Source organism: Acinetobacter sp. CAU_H_56 (assembly GCF_058599425.1).
Genome location: NZ_CM178654.1, coordinates 778,515 through 796,052 on the forward strand (window position 1 = coordinate 778,515; position 17,538 = coordinate 796,052).

Annotated in this window: 16 protein-coding genes; 8 read left to right on the forward strand and 8 right to left on the reverse strand. The window is 44.9% G+C overall.

Features of this window, described 5'->3' with window-relative positions; all coding sequences use genetic code 11:
• Positions 1–137 precede the first annotated feature (137 nt).
• Entirely contained in the window at positions 138–626 is a 489-nt protein-coding gene (gene def / locus AC4MCC_RS03835) for a peptide deformylase (protein ID WP_491880193.1), read from the forward strand.
• On the opposite strand, the gene AC4MCC_RS03840 is transcribed toward def, so the two are convergent.
• The 8 genes from AC4MCC_RS03840 to sdsA all read right to left on the reverse strand — a co-directional run bounded on the left by AC4MCC_RS03840 (position 627) and on the right by sdsA (position 11,291).
• The gene (locus AC4MCC_RS03840; RefSeq protein WP_180012716.1) at positions 627–1,064 is read right to left on the reverse strand and encodes a YbjQ family protein; all 438 of its coding nucleotides are present in this window, start codon (positions 1,062–1,064) and stop codon (positions 627–629) included.
• A gap of 3 nt (positions 1,065–1,067) precedes the next feature.
• A complete protein-coding gene (locus tag AC4MCC_RS03845; RefSeq protein ID WP_103799673.1) occupies positions 1,068–1,424 on the reverse strand; it encodes a YbjQ family protein in 357 nt (118 codons plus the stop codon).
• Between the two features lie 106 nt (positions 1,425–1,530).
• A complete protein-coding gene (gene adeK, locus AC4MCC_RS03850) occupies positions 1,531–2,997 on the reverse strand; it encodes a multidrug efflux RND transporter AdeIJK outer membrane channel subunit AdeK (RefSeq protein WP_005236902.1) in 1,467 nt (488 codons plus the stop codon).
• Positions 2,997–6,173, reverse strand: coding sequence for an efflux RND transporter permease subunit (locus AC4MCC_RS03855; protein WP_284879141.1), 3,177 nt, complete (start codon positions 6,171–6,173; stop codon positions 2,997–2,999). Before AC4MCC_RS03855 ends, adeK begins: the two co-directional genes overlap by 1 nt.
• Positions 6,174–6,186: 13 nt before the next feature.
• Positions 6,187–7,458: an efflux RND transporter periplasmic adaptor subunit gene (locus AC4MCC_RS03860; protein ID WP_419364525.1), complete on the reverse strand. Its 1,272-nt coding sequence runs from the start codon at positions 7,456–7,458 to the stop codon at positions 6,187–6,189.
• Between the two features lie 35 nt (positions 7,459–7,493).
• The gene (locus AC4MCC_RS03865) at positions 7,494–8,096 is read right to left on the reverse strand and encodes a phosphatase PAP2 family protein (protein WP_419374764.1); all 603 of its coding nucleotides are present in this window, start codon (positions 8,094–8,096) and stop codon (positions 7,494–7,496) included.
• 159 nt (positions 8,097–8,255) lie between these two features.
• A complete protein-coding gene (locus tag AC4MCC_RS03870) occupies positions 8,256–10,298 on the reverse strand; it encodes a site-specific recombinase (RefSeq protein ID WP_419364521.1) in 2,043 nt (680 codons plus the stop codon).
• A 15-nt stretch (positions 10,299–10,313) separates the two neighbouring features.
• Complete coding sequence (sdsA, locus tag AC4MCC_RS03875) at positions 10,314–11,291, reverse strand: All-trans-nonaprenyl-diphosphate synthase (protein WP_419364519.1); 978 nt, start codon at positions 11,289–11,291, stop codon at positions 10,314–10,316.
• A 444-nt stretch (positions 11,292–11,735) separates the two neighbouring features.
• Between sdsA and rplU the strand changes: the two genes are divergently transcribed.
• The 7 genes from rplU to AC4MCC_RS03910 all read left to right on the forward strand — a co-directional run bounded on the left by rplU (position 11,736) and on the right by AC4MCC_RS03910 (position 17,520).
• Positions 11,736–12,047 (forward strand): 50S ribosomal protein L21, encoded by a 312-nt coding sequence (gene rplU / locus AC4MCC_RS03880; protein ID WP_004784898.1) that lies wholly within the window; start codon positions 11,736–11,738, stop codon positions 12,045–12,047.
• Between the two features lie 19 nt (positions 12,048–12,066).
• Complete coding sequence (gene rpmA, locus AC4MCC_RS03885) at positions 12,067–12,321, forward strand: 50S ribosomal protein L27 (RefSeq protein WP_004784896.1); 255 nt, start codon at positions 12,067–12,069, stop codon at positions 12,319–12,321.
• A 247-nt stretch (positions 12,322–12,568) separates the two neighbouring features.
• Complete coding sequence (gene lolA / locus AC4MCC_RS03890) at positions 12,569–13,261, forward strand: outer membrane lipoprotein periplasmic chaperone LolA (RefSeq protein ID WP_004784895.1); 693 nt, start codon at positions 12,569–12,571, stop codon at positions 13,259–13,261.
• 167 nt (positions 13,262–13,428) lie between these two features.
• The gene (locus tag AC4MCC_RS03895) at positions 13,429–14,190 is read left to right on the forward strand and encodes a DUF3298 domain-containing protein (protein ID WP_491885702.1); all 762 of its coding nucleotides are present in this window, start codon (positions 13,429–13,431) and stop codon (positions 14,188–14,190) included.
• A gap of 100 nt (positions 14,191–14,290) precedes the next feature.
• Complete coding sequence (serS, locus tag AC4MCC_RS03900) at positions 14,291–15,562, forward strand: serine--tRNA ligase (protein ID WP_005236894.1); 1,272 nt, start codon at positions 14,291–14,293, stop codon at positions 15,560–15,562.
• Between the two features lie 73 nt (positions 15,563–15,635).
• Positions 15,636–17,009 (forward strand): siroheme synthase CysG, encoded by a 1,374-nt coding sequence (gene cysG, locus AC4MCC_RS03905; protein WP_419364514.1) that lies wholly within the window; start codon positions 15,636–15,638, stop codon positions 17,007–17,009.
• A gap of 34 nt (positions 17,010–17,043) precedes the next feature.
• Positions 17,044–17,520, forward strand: a complete 477-nt coding sequence (locus AC4MCC_RS03910; protein WP_491876598.1) for a tRNA (cytidine(34)-2'-O)-methyltransferase — start codon at positions 17,044–17,046, stop codon at positions 17,518–17,520.
• The last annotated feature ends 18 nt before the right edge of the window (positions 17,521–17,538 follow it).

Genomic DNA, 17,538 nt, shown 5'->3' on the forward strand with positions numbered 1-17,538 from the left:
AAAATAAGTTGGAGTTCGCAATATTACTTAAAACACAGCTTATCTTTTTTAAACGTATTTATTCATTTTAGCCTGATGTTCATTCTGTAATTTTCCCTCTAAGATAGAATTGGATGAAAAAATTACAGGATAACGCGATGACAAATACCTTGGCAGTAGCACAGCAAGGTGGGGCCATTTTGACCCTAATTGCCAACCCGGTTACTCAGGTTGAATTTTGCAGTAATTGGTTGAGGCAATTTAATAGTGCCTTGATGGAAACCATGCAACAACGTCAGGGTGTGGGCATTGCAGCACCGCAGGTTTATGTCTCTAAACGCATTATTATTGTCGCATCACGGCCCAATTTACGTTATCCAGACGCGCCGTATATGGAAGCTGTGACCATGATCAATCCGGAGATTATCAGTGCTTCAGCTATGCAAGTATTGGGTGAGGAAGGCTGTTTAAGTGTGCCCGAACAAAGAGGGAGAGTAGCTCGAGCAGAAGAGATTCAGGTACGTTATTTTACCTTAGAGGGAAATGAAGTGGTTCAGTCGTTTAAAGGCTTTCCGGCACGAATTGTACAGCACGAAATTGATCACCTGAATGGAATTTTATTTGTAGAGAAACTTGCAGAAGCATAATTACTTGGCTTGAATTGCGGTGCCATAAGCGAAGACTTCAACCATACCACCTTGCATGCCAAGTTCGGTAGTACTGAGACGGATTCCCATAATCTGGTCAGCACCCATTTTTTCTGCTTCCAGTTTTAACCGTACTATAGCTTCACGTCGTGCCCGTTCAACGACACTCTCATAACTGGTCAAACGACCACCTAACATGTTTTGCACATTAGCAATCGCATATTTAAAGTAATCATGTGAAATCACCACATTGCTGCTGATCATATGGCCGGGGAATGTAGATTCGATGAAACGGCTATTATTGACCTGGATATAAGCCAAACGCTGTTCCTGTTCATCCAGATATTGCAGATGCTTGCGCTCGTTATAGCGACCAAAACCGAAACCCACGCTGAACAGAATGGCAAAAATGACAATCTGTATAATCAATCCATCCATACATTAGTTCGCCTGTGGAAATGGATCAGGCAGTTTAGGCATGACTGGATCAACGATGACTGCTGTGCCATAAACAAACAGTTCAGAAGCACCTTGGGCAATATTTGAGGTAGAAAAACGAATACCCACAATCGCATTGGCACCCATACTGCGAGCTTTTTCAATCATCCGGTTCATGGCTTCCTGACGGGATTCTTCCAGTAATTCGGTATAAGCGGTCAACTCGCCACCGACAATATTTTTCAGGCCGGCCAGTAAATCACGTCCAACATGCTTACTGCGCACAGTACTGCCATAGACCACATCGATTTGCTGGCGAATGGTATGTCCCGGTACAGATTCAAGATTGCTCAACAACATGCAGATATCTTCTTAATCAATCGTATAATCATGAAGATAGAAAATCTCCTTTGAAAAAGCAATAAAAAAGCCCACCGAAGTGAGCTTTTCTGAAAAGGGGCTGGACTTATTTTGCCTGTTCCGCACGACGCTGTTCGGTCACAGATGGGCGATACGGTACAGTGTCTGAGGTGTTAACTTTCAAACCACCACCAAGACTCTTGTACAGTTCAACCTGGCTGTTCAGATTCGCCTGTTCAAGTAATAACAAACCTTGTTCCGCTGCATATGAAGCACGTTGTGCATCCAGTACAGTCAAATAGCTGTCAATACCGGCACGGAAACGTGCTAGAGACAGGCGGTAAGTCGTGTTGGTCGCATCAACTAGACGGCGTTGAGCAGCAATACGGTCACCAATATTCTGACGTACCGCTAGGGCATCATTCACTTCACGGAATGCAGTCTGAATTGATTTTTCATAATCTGACAGCGCAATTTGCTGATCTGTTTCAGAAATACGAATATTGGCCTGACGTGTACCCCAGTCAAAGATTGGAATATCCAAGCTTGGGCCTACAGACCACGCAAAACTGCCAGACTTGAACAGATCACCCAGATCTGCAGATGCGAAACCTGCAGAACCGGTCAGACTGATCGTTGGGTACAGACGCGCACGGGCAGCACCAATATTGGCACCTGCCGCAGACAGACGGTATTCAGCTGCACGTACATCCGGACGGTTAATCAGCAGGTCACTTGGTAAGCCAGCACCTAGTGCCGCATTAGAGGTAATGCGGGTAACACGTTGTGCCGGTAACAGGTTAGCCGGTACAGGTTGACCTACAAGCAGATTTAATAAGTTTTGTGCCTGAGCCACCTGAGTACGATAGTTGGCAACATCATTACGTGCAGTTTCAACAGAAATCTGTGCCTGACGTACTGGAAGTTCGCTATCGATCCCCACATCAAAACGTTTCTTGTTCAGGTTATAAGATTCAAGCTGGGCTTTCAGCGTTTGCTCAGCCAACGCCAGATTGGCATTGGCAAATGAGTAACTGAGCCATGCTTGAGCCACCTGACCAATCAGGGAAATCTGAGTCGCATCACGCGCACTTTGAGTCGCCAGATAAGTATCTAAAGCATTATCACGCAAGCTGCGCACACGACCCCAGAAATCCAGCTCAAATGCAGTTACGCCTAGACCGACATTATAAGTCGTTACAGCGCCACGGCTTTGCGGGTTGTTACTGCCAGTATCCTGACGTAACACGCTGCCGCTCGCACCAATGGTTGGCAGGCGATCATTTTCAGAAATCTGATAAGCCTGTTGGGCACGTTGAATGTTTAATGCGGCAGTACGCAAATCACGGTTATTGGTCAATGCCAGATCCAGTACCTGTAACAGGCGCTGGTCAGCAAAGAATTCTTTATAACCCTGTTCTGCTACAGAAGTACCTGAAGCATTGGTATAACTGCTTGGGATATTTGCCTCTGCAACGGGCTCTGGGCCACGCATGCTTTGACATGCAGTCAAAGCAAGCGCGAGGGCAGATACCGCAATGCTACGACCTGTAATAGACCATATATTTTGCATTACGACTTGTACTCCTGATTTTGTTGTTTTGGTTTGTATTTAAAGATACTTCGAATCCACACATAGAATACAGGAATAAAGAAGATACCTAAAAGGGTCGAACTGATTACACCACCAAGGACACCATAACCGACGGAGTGCTGGCTACCGGCACCGGCACCTGAAGCAAGTGCTAGTGGAAGTACACCAAAACCGAAGGCTAGGGTGGTCATGATAATTGGACGTAAACGCATTTTTGCTGCATGCAGGGTCGCATCAAACAACTCTTCGCCCTGTTCTTGCAGCTCTTTGGCGAATTCTACAATCAAGATTGCGTTTTTCGCAGAAAGACCAATTACGGCAATAATCGCTACCTGGAAGTAGATGTTATTCGACAGGTTCGGGTCTTTAAACAAAATCATACCGCCAAAGGTCAATAACAATGCACCCACGATACCTAGTGGTACAACCAGAAGAACCGAGAATGGAATTGACCAGCTTTCATACAATGCAGCCAGACACAGGAACACGATCAACAGTGAAAGCGCGTACAAGAATGGTGCTTGTGCGCCAGACTCACGTTCTTCTAGAGACAGACCTGTCCATTCATAGTCGAAACCTTGCATGCCCATTTCAGGAAGCTTGGCAATGATTTCTTCCATCGCACGCATTGCATCACCTGAGCTCACGCCCGGTGCCGGTGTACCCTGAATGTTCATCGCAGATACGCCGTTATAACGTTCCAGACGAGGCGAACCATAGGTCCATTCACCGGTTGCGAACGCCGAGAATGGTACCATTTCGCCACGGTTGTTACGAACATACCACTGGTTCAGATCTTCTGGCATCATACGAGAACTAGCTTCACCCTGTACATATACTTTCTTCACACGACCACGGTCAAGGAAGTCGTTGATGTACGAACCACCCCACGCCATGCTCATGGTGCTGTTAATTTCAGAAATGCTGACACCTAAAGCACCGGCTTGTGCATGATCGACAATCACACGGTACTGCGGGTTATCTTCCTGACCATTTGGACGGACACCTGCAAGACGTTTGTCTTGTGCAGCCAGACCCAGAACAGTATTACGCGCTGCCAAAAGTTGCTCATGGCTTTGACCACTTGCTGCTTTTAACTGCATGTTAAAGCCGGCAGATACACCCAGTTCAGGCATTGCTGGCAATTGTAATGGCATGATGTAAGACGCATCTTTCACAATCATGTTCAGTGCCATACCACGCTGGATAATTGCACCGACCTGTGATTCTGGTGTGGTACGTTCAGACCAGTCTTTCAGTTTGATAAATGCCAGACCAGCGTTTTGACCTACACCTGTGAATGAGAAACCAGCCACACTGAAGACAGATTGGACATGATCTTTTTCATTTTCCAGGAAGTAGCCTGTCATGGTATTGATGACTTTATCGGTACGTTCCAAGGTTGCATTTGGTGGCAACTGTACCAGCGTCATCACGACACCTTGGTCCTCATCAGGTAAGAATGAAGAAGGCAGTTTCTGGAAGATCAGCACAATAATCCCGATCACCACCGCATAGATGATACCGGAGAAAATCTTGTGGTGTGTCATACGATTGACGCCGCCCTGATATTTCACAGAAACACGGTCAAAGCTATGGTTAAACCAGCGGAAAAAACGCGCAGCCGGATTGTTACTTTGCGGCTTGTTCGGATCATGCTGTTTCAGAATGGTCGCACACAGGGCAGGGGTAAAGGTTAAGGCCACCACCAGTGACAGAACCATTGCTGTGACCAGCGTGATTGAGAACTGACGATAGATAACCCCTGTAGAACCACCAAAGAATGCCATTGGTACGAATACTGCAGACAGTACAGAGGTAATACCGATCAGCGCACCAGAGATCTGTTTCATCGACTTTTCAGTCGCGCTCACAGGATCAAGATGCTCTTCAGCCATGACACGTTCAACGTTTTCGACCACAACGATCGCATCATCGACCAGCAGACCAATCGCAAGAACCATCGCAAACATGGTTAAGGTGTTGATCGAGAAGCCGAAGATATTAATGATTGCAAAAGTACCCAGTACAACCACTGGAACGGCCATGGTTGGAATAATCGTTGCGCGCCAGTTCTGCAAGAACAGGAACATCACGATGAAGACCAGAATGACTGCTTCAATGAGAGTATGAACCACCGATTCAATCGATAACTGAATGAATGGTGTGGTATCAAATGCCAGTGTATCTACCATCCCTTGAGGATAGTTAGGACGTAACTGTTTTAAACGTTCTTCAACTGCTTCAGCGGTATCCAGCGCATTGGCACCAGTTGCAAGTTTAATCGCAACACCGCCAGCCGGTTTACCGTTGAATTTAGAATCAAACTGATAGTTGTCTGCACCCAGTTCTACACGTGCGACATCGCCCAGACGGACTTGAGCACCTGAAGTGGTATTTTTCAAGAAGATGTTTTCGAACTGTTCAGGTGTTTGCAGCAGACTTTGCGCATTCACCGTCGCATTCAGCACCTGACCTTCAATCTGTGGCGCACCACCTAATTGACCGACAGCCACCTGAGCGTTCTGGGTACGGATTGCCTGAGCCACATCACTTGGAGTCACTTGCAGACTAGCCATTTTGGCAGGATCCAGCCAGATACGCATTGCATACGAACCACCAAAGACCTGAACTTCACCAACCCCAGCCACACGGCTTAAAGGTTCAGAAATATTTGAGTTCACATAGTCTTTAATGTCATCTGCAGTCAGGCTGCCATCAGGCGAATAGAAAGCTAATACCTGAAGGAAGCTGGCACCAGATTTGGTCACACGTACACCCTGACGTTGTACATCATCAGGTAAAAGTGCAGTCGCAGACTGTAACTTGTTTTGTACCTGTACCTGAGCAATATCTGGATCAACACCCTGTTCAAAGTTTAAAGCGATCGATGCCTGACCGTTACCGGCACTGTTCGAAGAAATATAACGCAAGCCATCCAGACCGTTCATCTGCTGCTCGATGATCTGCGTTACTGTATTTTCTACAGTCGCTGCAGATGCACCCGGATAAGTCGCAGAAATGGTGACTGTCGGTGGCGCGATCGTCGGATACTGAGCAATTGGCATTTTGCTGATGGTCAAAATACCCGCCAGCATAATTACCAATGCAATCACCCATGCAAAAATCGGGCGATGGATAAAGAATTGAGCCATGAACCATTACTCCTTATGCATTTGCAGCAGGTTTTTGTTCAGGTTGTTTCTTTGCATCATCTGCCTTTTTTGCATCTGCTGCAGGTTGTTGTGCAGCTGGTTGAGCAGCACCTTGTGGGGCCGCTGCTTGAGGTTGATAAGGTTTAGGCACCACTTGCTGTTCAGGTTTTACCTTGGCAATACCGTCAACAATCACTTTATCACCCGGATTCAAACCTTCGGTTACGATCCAGTTGCTGCCTTGAGTACCGACTGTCGTTACTGGACGTGGAGTTACTTTATTGTCAGCACCCACCAGCATCGCCATAGCCTGACCCGTAGGTGTACGGGTTAACGCCGCTTGTGGAATCAGGAAGGCATTTGGAATTTCGCCTTGCACGATTTGCGCTGTGGCAAACATACCTGGCAGAAGTAAATGGTTTTTGTTCGGGAATACTGCACGTAAAGTCACAGTACCTGTTTCAGGGTTCACGCTGGCATCCGAGAATGCAAGACGGCCTTCGACAGGGTAGATGCTGCCATCTTCAAGCTTTAACTTCACTTTGGTGTTGTTTGAGCTGTTGAGGTTGCCTTTGCTTAGCTGTTGACGCAGGCGCAGCAGTTCAGCACTGGATTGGTTGATATCTACATAGATTGGATCTAGGCGCTGAATCGTAACCAGTGGTTCTGTCTGATTTGCAGTCACTAACGCACCCGCCGTAATCGAAGAACGGTTAGTTTGACCAGAAATCGGTGCACGTACGGTTGAATAGCCCAGGTTGATTTCAGCATTACGTAAAGTTGCACGGTTGGCATTCAAATCAGCTTCAGCCAGTTTCACCTGTGCTGCGATGTCATCGTATTCCTGTTTAGAAATGGCATTGGTACCGACCAGTTGACGGTAACGACCTTCTTTAACACGCAATACACCTAAATTCGCTTCAGCACGGGCAATCGCTGCACGGGCATTATCGACAGTAGTACGGTTAGTGCTTGAGTCGATTTCATACAGCGCCTGACCTTCACGGACATAGCTACCTTCAGTGAATAAGCGTTTAAGCACCACACCACTAGCCTGTGGACGTACTTCAGAAATCTCAAATGCTGTTGTACGACCTGAGAGCTCTACAGACTGCTCGACACTTTGTGGCTGTGCAACAAGAATACCGACTTCAGTCGGTGGCATTTGCTGCTGAGCACCAGCTTGCTGGCCCTCTTTAGGATCTTTGCTACAACCAACAAGTGCAATACTTGTTGCTAATGCGCAAGCAGTCAGGGCGGGTGCCCAAAGCTTTGCAGACATCATTGTTCCACCTCAATTGGATTCTTATCTAAATTTTTTTATTTGTGAGCCGTGCAATATCTGATCCAGACCATATACCACAACGAAATCCAAATAAAACTTATACTCCAGCCGGATATGACATCTGAAGGAAAATGTACACCTAGATAAACTCTTGAAACACCCATAATCAGCATCCATGCACTTGCACCCATCCAGATGATGGTATGTCGGGGATGTTGCCGATATATGAACATTGCCAGACAGCCGAGACAGGCTGCATAGACGCTATGGGCACTCGGGAAGGAGCTTCCATAGCTTTCAACCAGATGAAAAGACTCTGCTGGTCGAGGTCGGGCAATACTGAATTTTAAAAGCCAGCCTAGGAGAATTCCTCCGATAATTCCGATACATATAAAAATTACGCTTGCATGCTTTTTATACCACAGTAGAAAAATACACCATAGTGTGGATAAAAATAATACAAATGGCATGCCACCTATCACTGATAAGGACTGATTAATTTGATTTAAAAATTCTGTGCGATAGCCGCTAATCCATTCTATTGCAAGCACATCTAACTGGCTTAAAGTTGCAATATCAAGAAATAACGCACTGAAAATTAAAAATAAAATTCCGACAATAAGTAACAAGTAATGCATGCCAAAAATCCTTGTCCTTTTAACCGTTATTCAGCCGGTTAACTGTCTGCGCTAAAGTGTACTTGCCAGTACACTTTTTTTCAAGAGTGCGTATTTTATGCAAATTCCATTTTTTATTTATGGGATTTTGTACCTAAATGCCAAAATATTCTCGCAATTTTACAGTTTTGTGGATGTATGATTTTCGTCAATTTCAATGGTTTGCTTCGGCGGCCAGAAAAACTCACTTGGGCGAGTCAGGAAATGGGTCATGACCAGTTTAGCGAGCGGTTTCCACTGTTCGAAACGCACCCGTCGTGCGCGTAATGCCACAATAATGGTCAGGCTGAAACTTACAAAAAGGTTAGTCAGACCAATCAGCAGAACACCCAGGAAAGAGATGATAATGAGTCCAATATCTGGACCATTAATATTGATCAGTCCTTGGATAAAGTTGGCAGAGGCAAAGGCAATATGACGAATATCTAAAGGCAGACCGAGAATGAAACCGATGGTACCCATACTGCCCAGCATAACCCCAAAAATGAAATTACCCGCCAGTGCACCCAGATTACGCTCAATATAATCGGCAAATCGATGCAAACGTTCTTGTCCCATCAGTTGTGACAGGCGCACATGAGCTCTCAGACGAGGACCGACCTTCCGATACACTGCCATATTGTCGAAATAACCGGCTAATAGGCCTGACAGGAACAAACATACGCCAGCCACTGCTGCATGAGGAATCGCTAAAGAAGTGAATGGATTCAGGTCATATAAGGTTTTGGCTGCTTTGGCATGTGTCATTAATGGCTCATGTAGGGCAAATTCCCACATCAGGGCAATCAGTGCTGCAACCGGAATTGCGATGGAAATATTCCCAAGAATCGCGACAAACTGGGTCCGAATGATATTCACAATCAATGCAGCCAGTTCAGCAATCTGGGCGGTTTTCGAACCCTTACGCTGTTGTACGGTAGAAGCCAGTGCAGCTGCGGTCATGGCCGGCTGTTTGGTTGCAACGGTAAAGTGCAGCACATGAATGAGCATAAAACCGAGCGAATAGTTCATGCTATAGCTAAAGGCCTGCATTAAAGGTGCCATCGTGACACGCGCCATTAAGACTTTCAGCGAGGCCATAAAGGCAATGATGATACCGGCACCGGCTGCCGATTTGTACATAGCCAGAAAGCCTTGCTTGTCAGTACTTACATAATGTTCACCGGTTTTACTGGCATTTTCAGTCACCTGTAAAGCCAGGAGTTCACTATTGGTAGTCAGTAAAGCACGTACACTACGTTCACTATAGATTGCTTCAGTAATATCTGCGATAAACAGGCCAATGGACTGATAACGCAGGTCATCGTCATCCAGCACCATATTTAGCAGGATTTCGATCCGTTCCAGACATTGTTCTAGTAAAGCCAGCATATAGGTGAGGCTGACACTGACCCCAATCCGTTTGGTAGAGCGGCGAATCTTAGCGACAACATCGTGACACTGCTCCAGCATGACCAGAGCTTGGGAAGCATCTGGCGGCGTAATCGCATCCACCAGTTCTACCGTGTTATAGCGTTTTTTATATTCTTGGATAAATTCAATGATCTCGCGGTTTTGCACCAAAAAAGGTGATTCATATTCCATGAGCTCAGGCTGGGCATTAATAAATTCAGGATGCAGACCGATCCCACTTACCCGGTAGGACAGAATCGTTAATGATTTAATGATCTGATCTTTGATTCGGGTTTTTTCTGCCTGATTAGAATGGCCCTGATTTACAACGGCAAAAAGTCGCTGCCAATCCGCTTCATCAAAATAATCCAGCCAGTATTTGTCGGTACGCAAATAGAAAATCTTGCGGAACAATTCCTGGAGCTGTAAATGATCTGGAATCACCGGCAGGATATGCGCCCCGATCCGCTGATTCAGCTGGTTCCAGAAACCATCTAAAGAAAGAATCCCGGTATCTGAAAACAGGCTGGCTTGTTTATAGCGGTTGATAACTCTTAAAGTGAAACTTTGTAAGGTTAAGACTGCATTGGGAGTGAGCAGTAAAGCCCGGATAAATGCATTAAATTTTGTTTCGATTTCTTCTGTATTTCTGCTGTCTTCTGGGCGTATACGTTCTACAAGTTGGATGAGCAAATTCTCATCCAGCACCGCTTGTGGTTGTTCAAGCTGATGCTGCATGCTTTGAAAAATATCAAGAAAATTAATATGCATAGGCGAGGTAAGCGGCTATTGAATCCGGTGAAGAGCCAGTTTGGCCAGATTAACGAGGGCCTGACGATACTCTGAATCGGGTAGTGCATTCAAGGCTTGAATTGCAATTTCTGTTTCTTCAGTTGCACGCTGGCGGCAATAATCCAAGGCGCCAGAATCATTTACAATCTTGATGACTTCTGCCAAATGATCTGTTCCGCCCGTTGCAATACTGCGACGGATAATTTCATGCGATTCCCCGGTTGTATTTTTCATGGCAGCAATCAATGGCAGAGTAGGTTTACCTTCCATCAGGTCATCACCGATGTTTTTTCCTAAGGTTTCAGCATCAGATGTATAGTCCAGAATGTCATCAATAATCTGGAAAGCATTACCGAAGTGACCAGCAAATTTACGTAGCGGTTCACGGAACTCAGTCTTATCTGAAAGAATAGCTGCACCTTCGGTCGCCAGTTCAAACAGGCGAGAAGTTTTGCCATGAATAATACTTAAATAAGTTTCTTCTGAGGTTTCTGGCTGATGTTGCGATTGCAGTTGCAGAACTTCGCCTTCGGCAATTTCGCAGGTACCCGTAGAGAAGTCTTTGAGCAGGGTTATATTGTTAAGGTCGACCAACAAATCAAAGGCACGCGAAATCAGGAAGTCACCCACTAGCACAGCTGTCTGATTATTCCAGGTGGCATTTGCAGTCGGGCGACCACGACGCAAACCTGATTCATCGACCACATCATCATGAACTAGAGTTGCCGTATGCAACATTTCGATAATGGCGGCCAGTTTGCGATGCTGTTCCAATTCTACGGCACCACAGGCTTTCGCTGCCAACAGGCACATGATTGGGCGCATACGTTTGCCGCCAGCTTCAACCACATGCTTGCTGACCGCCATCACCAGCGCTACTTTTGAGGTAATTCCTTCGTTAATGAATGTGTCCATCGCAGCAAAGTCGTTAGCAACAGGAGCGAGAATATCTTGCTTAAAGTCGATGGCCATGTGAAAGAAAACCTCTAGTTTGGTAAATCGCAGCGGGTAGTTTAACAATTTATAACATGAGTGAAAGCTAAGAAAAGCACAAACTCTACTAAAAATCAGCTTTTTATAGCACTTATTCGAGTTTAGCCTAAATTTTGACATTTAAAAAATGAACAATATCTTTCCGCTAAAGTTTTTTTCTAAACCTTCTCAGGCAGCCGGAAAACTTGAAATTTAGTAGCGTTTTTTAGTCAGTATATCCGGTATTAATACTTGATTTTGAATGAATAATTTAATGATTTATAGGCTTTGTAATGGAGTTCATGATTATTTCCTTAAAATGGCTTGTTGTTTCTTATAATATCCCTTAAAATCTTTGCCCTTGTATAACCCCCAGTGGCGCGCGTTTTAAGATCGATATATTCCTTTATCGGCACGTCGACACGGGCATGTTTGGAGTACATTATGTACGCAGTAATCCAAAGCGGTGGTAAACAGCACCGTGTAGTTGAGGGTGAAACCCTTAAAGTTGAATTATTGAAAGCTGAAACTGGTTCAACAATTACGTTTGATGACGTACTTATGCTTGTAAACGGTGATAGCATTCAAATCGGTGCTCCAGTTGTAGCTGGCGCTAAAGTAACTGCAGAAGTAGTTAGCCATGGTCGTCACGACAAAATCCGCATCATCAAAATGCGTCGTCGTAAGCACTACCGTAAACAACAAGGTCACCGTCAATGGTTCACTGAGTTGAAAATTACTGGTATCTCAGGCTAATTACTAGGAGTAAATAGACATGGCAACTAAAAAAGCCGGTGGTTCGACTAAGAACGGTCGTGATTCGAATCCTAAGATGTTAGGTGTTAAAGTTTACGGTGGCCAAACTGTAACTGCAGGTAACATCATCGTTCGTCAACGTGGTACTGAATTCCACGCTGGTCAAAACGTAGGTATGGGCCGTGACCATACATTATTTGCTACTGCTGATGGCGTAGTAAAATTCGAAGTGAAAGGTCAATTTGGCCGTCGCTACGTATCTGTTGAAGCATAATTTGCTGAAATAGAAAAAAGACCCACAGTTTCTGTGGGTTTTTTTATGCGTGAAGATTTATCGGCTTATAAAGCTGTGACAGCGAATGTAAATATCACTATTGAATCTTCATCATGATGAATAAAAGCAGGAATTCTGCATTAATAACAATACAAAACTTCTTATTTTCTATCATCTTAGTTTGAGAAATTGGTTTAATATGAGCCATTAGATAAATAGCGATATGCAAATACAAAAAGGTGAGATTATGAGTATGCTTCGTAAAACTGTATGTGCCATAACAATCGGTACGGCGACACTGGCACCTGTCATGAGCACGACTGTATTTGCCGCAACTGCAGCGACGGAGCAGCAAGCTACTGCGAATCTGGTGAAACAGCTCAGCAATATCCGTAGCTTAACTGCAAATTTTGAACAAACGACTAAAGTCACTAATCCGAAAGCGACCCAGAAAAAAGGCTTGACCGCGCAGCACATGAACCAGACCTTTAAAGGTGTGATGAAAGTGGCGCGTCCGGGTAAATTCTACTGGGAAACTTCAAGCCCGTCGAAACAGACTATTGCCACTACAGGTAAAACCGTATGGATCTATGATCCAGACTTGCAGCAAGCAGTGCGTCAGAGTCTAGACGATCAAGTGGCAAATACACCGGCATTATTATTGTCCGGCAATACCAGCCAGATTATGCAATCTTATCGCGTGACCCAGCCGAATAAAGCTAAAACCTATTACACGCTTTATCCGAAAAATACTGATGGGGTTTTTGAAAGCCTGACTATTAGTTTTGGTGCGAACAAAGCGCCTAGCTTGATGATTTTGCAAGATTCATTAGGCCAGACTACGAATATTAAATTTAGTAATGTAAAACTGAATACTACGATTCCGGCATCTACATTTAACTTTACCCCGCCAAAGGGCACAGACATTATTGATCAATAAGCATCAATACAGGCTAAATAAAAAAGCAACCTTCGGGTTGCTTTTTTGTTGTTCATAATCGGGATGGATTTGGAGTCATTACAAGGTTGGCGTATATCTAGAAGTTCAGGCGCTTTAGAATAAACAAAAGTTGAGTCAATGAAATTGCAAAATTTTAGGAGCTCAGGATGAAAATGACTTCATGTAAAATAGGCTGGATCGGTTGTATCTTATGTCTGAATCTGGGGTTATTTGCCTGTCAGCCTCAAACCTCTTCAGTCACTACATCCGCGCAATCAGAAGACATGGGACAAATTCAGTCCAAAACAATTCCGGTTAAAGATGCTAATCAGGTCGTATGTGAAATCGAAGGTTGTGTGCGCTTTGATTTGCAGACTGTAGATACCAATATAAGCTGGATTGATCAATACTTCATGGAGCGTATCCAGTGTACTGAGCCGGTCGCTTTTAGCAAAGTGACCAGTAATAAAATTAAAGCAAAGGATCAGCCGAAATTTATTGATCAGCGTTCCATTCAGGTGAGTTACCTGAATCAGCATGCTCATCTGGCCACTTTTATATTTAAAACTGCTCATCAGCCTGAACGTGCAGCACAGCCTCAGTCTCATACTGAATATGTCAATCTGGATCTAAAACAAAAGAAACGTCTAGCTCTTCATCAGGTTATGCGCGGTAATACAGATGAAAAACTGAAACAGGCTCTATATCAAGCAAATAAAGACTGGCTGGATCGTTATCAAATCACCAAGCAGAAATTAGCACTGAGTGACAATTATTATTTTGACAGTCAGGGCTTGGTACTGGTTTATCCGGCAGGTGAGTTGAGTAAGCCAATCAGTGACATGGCAGAATTAAAAGTACCTTATACAGCATTAAGCGAGATCATCCGGCCTGAATATTTATCGCTTTTGCCTCAAACAAGCCCTTAAATATTGCGCTAATAAACTCCAGCCGGTAGGTCAGTCACTGTATTTTTTGACGTTAAGAGCTTACACTATAGCCAGTTTTTTTCTTATCCAAAGATTGGCTATGATCGACCCGAAATTACTTAGAAATAATATTGAGGCTGTAAATTTAGCCTTGGCAAAACGTGGTGTTCAACTGAATGTTGAGGAGTGGGCATCATTAGAAGCTCGCCGTAAAGAGATTCAATCCAAAACTGAATCCTTGCAAGCTGAGCGTAATGCCGGTGCCAAGCAAGTGGGTCAGATCAAAAAAGCAGGTGGCGATGCCTCTGAAATTATGGCACGCATGTCTGCGATTGGTGATGAAATTAAGGCTGCTGAAGCTGCTCTAGCTGAACTGCAAGCTGAACTAGAAGAAAAATCACTGTCTATTCCAAACCTTCCAGATGAATCTGTACCTGAAGGTAAAGACGAAAATGACAATGTGGAAGTCCTGAAATGGGGTACACCACGCGAATTTGATTTTGAAATCAAAGACCATACTGACCTGGGCGAAATGATGGGCGGTCTGGAATTTGAAACTGCGACCAAACTGACCGGTTCACGTTTCAGCGTTCTGAAAGGTCCTTTAGCGCGTCTGCAACGTGCCATCACTCAGTTCATGCTGGATACGCATACCACTAAAAATGGTTATACCGAAGCCTATGTTCCTTATTTGGTAAATGCAGATTCTTTGCGTGGTACAGGTCAGTTACCAAAATTTGAAGAAGACCTGTTCAAGCTGCAAGGTGAGAAAGAATTCTACCTGATCCCTACGGCTGAAGTGCCTGTAACCAACTTCGTGCGTGATGAAATCATTGATGCTGACCGTCTGCCACTAAAATATGCAGCACATACCCCATGTTTCCGTAGTGAAGCTGGCTCTTATGGCCGTGATACCCGTGGTTTGATCCGTCAGCATCAGTTTGACAAAGTTGAGATGGTGCAGATTGTAAAACCAGAAGACTCTATGCAGGCACTGGAAGAGCTAACTGGTCATGCCGAAGGTATTTTGCAGGCATTAGGTCTGCCATACCGTAAAATCATTCTGTGTGGCGGTGATATGGGCTTTGGTGCATGCAAAACTTATGACCTTGAAGTCTGGGTGCCAAGTCAAAATACGTATCGTGAGATTTCATCTTGCTCAAATATGTGGGATTTCCAGGCACGTCGTATGAAAGCGCGTTACCGTGCTGACCAGAAAAAAACTGAATTCGTACATACGCTGAATGGTTCAGGTCTGGCTGTAGGTCGTACTTTACTGGCAGTCATGGAAAACTATCAACGTGCTGATGGTTCAATTGAGATCCCTGAAGTACTGCGTCCGTATATGGGTGGTGCAACTTACATCGACTAAATGTCGGTGTATGCACCAAAATGTGCATGAAAATTGCTTAGACAGTCAGATTTAAAACTTTTTGAGGCATTTTGTGGATATCTTTCCAATCTCGTTAAAGTTGCAACAGCAACCTTGTCTGATTGTCGGTGGTGGACATATTGCATACCGTAAAGCGGTATTGCTACAGAAAGCAGGGGCAGTCATTTCGGTGGTTGCACCTGAGATCGAAGCGAGTCTGCTTGAGATTGTTCAAGCGACCGCCGGTCAATATGTTCAGGCACCTTTCAATTCTGAAATTCCTCTACGTTCCTACCGTCTGGTGATTGCAGCGACCAATGATGCTGGAGTCAACCGTCAGGTGTTTGAAGACTGTGAAGCTGAAAATGTGCTGGTCAACAGTGTTGATGATCCACCACATTGTCGTTTCATGGTTCCAGCAATTATCGACCGCTCACCACTGATTATTTCAGTCGCGAGTAACGGTACTTCACCAGTATTGTCCCGTCAGATCCGCACCCAGCTAGAAGCGACTATTCCACATGGCATGGGCGCACTGGCTGCATTTTCCGGGAAATGGCGTGCCGAAGTGAAAGAGAAAATCAGTAATCCGGATGAGCGCCGTATCTTTTGGGAAGACTTGTACGCCAGCCCTTTGAAAGAACAGGTATTTAATGACAATCTGGCTGAAGCTGACCGTCTGATTGAACAAGCCTTGAATGAATGGCAAAAGCCAAAAGGTGAAGTTTATCTGGTCGGTGCCGGACCGGGTGATCCAGAGTTATTAACGCTAAAAGCTTTACGTTTGATGCAGCAGGCCGATGTGGTGATTTATGACCGTCTGGTCTCTGCACCGATTATGGATCTCTGTCGCCGTGATGCAGAAAAGATCTATGTCGGTAAGGCGAGGTCCAATCATGCGGTGCCGCAAGAAGGGATTAATGCCTTACTGGTGAAATATGCCAGCGAAGGCAAGCGCGTTTGTCGTCTAAAAGGCGGTGATCCGTTTATCTTTGGTCGTGGCGGTGAAGAGATTGAAGAGCTGTTTGCTGCTGGCGTAGCTTTCCAGGTTGTTCCAGGTATTACTGCTGCGTCTGGCTGCTCAGCCTATGCTGGTATTCCATTAACTCACCGTGATTATGCGCAAAGCGTGCGTTTCCTGACAGGCCATTTAAAAGAGGGTTCACCAGAGCTGCCTTGGAATGAACTGGTCTATGAAAACCAGACCCTAGTACTATATATGGGACTGGTTGGACTGGAAAAAATCTGTGCACAATTGATAGAGCATGGTCAGCGTCCAGATATGCCAGTGGCCTTGGTCTCAAAAGGCACCACACCAGAGCAAAAAGTGGTGGTGGGAACGCTCCAAGATATTGCATCGAAAGTGAATGAGCACCATATTCAGGCACCAACCTTGACCATTATTGGTGAAGTGGTGCGTTTACGTGAAAAATTGAAGTGGTCCTAAACGGCCACTGAACTCCCAAAAGTAGAGAAAAGCTGTGATCCATGTTGTTTTATATGAACCTGAAATTCCTGCCAATACAGGTAATATTATTCGCCTATGCGCAAATACGGGAGCACAGTTACATTTGGTCAAGCCGCTTGGCTTTGAACTGGATGATAAAAAACTAAGACGTGCCGGTCTCGATTATCACGAATATGCCAATATGCAGATTTGGGAAAATATTGAAGACTGTCTAGTCGATCTGGCTACTAAGGGCGTAGGTGTGGATGCGGTTTATCCGCTGACTACCAAAGGTTTTGAAACCCCGCATACCTCAGATCTAAATCGTTCTGTAGCCTTGTTGATGGGGCCTGAAACTCGTGGCTTGCCAGAGCATGTACGTATGATGTTTCCAAAAGAGCACTGGATTCGTCTGCCAATGGCAGAGAATTCACGCAGCTTGAACTTGTCTAATGCGACTGCTGTGATTGTCTATGAAGCATGGCGTCAACAGGGTTTTAAACCGCTTTAAGTTCATCGTGCCGATTTA

What these genes read in the sequence shown, in the direction of transcription:
- def (WP_491880193.1), top strand. Translation starts at nt 138, where the DNA reads ATGACAAATACCTTGGCAGTAGCACAGCAAGGTGGGGCCATTTTGACC.
- AC4MCC_RS03840 (WP_180012716.1), bottom strand. Translation starts at nt 1,064, where the DNA reads ATGGATGGATTGATTATACAGATTGTCATTTTTGCCATTCTGTTCAGC.
- AC4MCC_RS03845 (WP_103799673.1), bottom strand. Translation starts at nt 1,424, where the DNA reads ATGTTGTTGAGCAATCTTGAATCTGTACCGGGACATACCATTCGCCAG.
- adeK (WP_005236902.1), bottom strand. Translation starts at nt 2,997, where the DNA reads ATGCAAAATATATGGTCTATTACAGGTCGTAGCATTGCGGTATCTGCC.
- AC4MCC_RS03855 (WP_284879141.1), bottom strand. Translation starts at nt 6,173, where the DNA reads ATGGCTCAATTCTTTATCCATCGCCCGATTTTTGCATGGGTGATTGCA.
- AC4MCC_RS03860 (WP_419364525.1), bottom strand. Translation starts at nt 7,458, where the DNA reads ATGATGTCTGCAAAGCTTTGGGCACCCGCCCTGACTGCTTGCGCATTA.
- AC4MCC_RS03865 (WP_419374764.1), bottom strand. Translation starts at nt 8,096, where the DNA reads ATGCATTACTTGTTACTTATTGTCGGAATTTTATTTTTAATTTTCAGT.
- AC4MCC_RS03870 (WP_419364521.1), bottom strand. Translation starts at nt 10,298, where the DNA reads ATGCATATTAATTTTCTTGATATTTTTCAAAGCATGCAGCATCAGCTT.
- sdsA (WP_419364519.1), bottom strand. Translation starts at nt 11,291, where the DNA reads ATGGCCATCGACTTTAAGCAAGATATTCTCGCTCCTGTTGCTAACGAC.
- rplU (WP_004784898.1), top strand. Translation starts at nt 11,736, where the DNA reads ATGTACGCAGTAATCCAAAGCGGTGGTAAACAGCACCGTGTAGTTGAG.
- rpmA (WP_004784896.1), top strand. Translation starts at nt 12,067, where the DNA reads ATGGCAACTAAAAAAGCCGGTGGTTCGACTAAGAACGGTCGTGATTCG.
- lolA (WP_004784895.1), top strand. Translation starts at nt 12,569, where the DNA reads ATGAGTATGCTTCGTAAAACTGTATGTGCCATAACAATCGGTACGGCG.
- AC4MCC_RS03895 (WP_491885702.1), top strand. Translation starts at nt 13,429, where the DNA reads ATGAAAATGACTTCATGTAAAATAGGCTGGATCGGTTGTATCTTATGT.
- serS (WP_005236894.1), top strand. Translation starts at nt 14,291, where the DNA reads ATGATCGACCCGAAATTACTTAGAAATAATATTGAGGCTGTAAATTTA.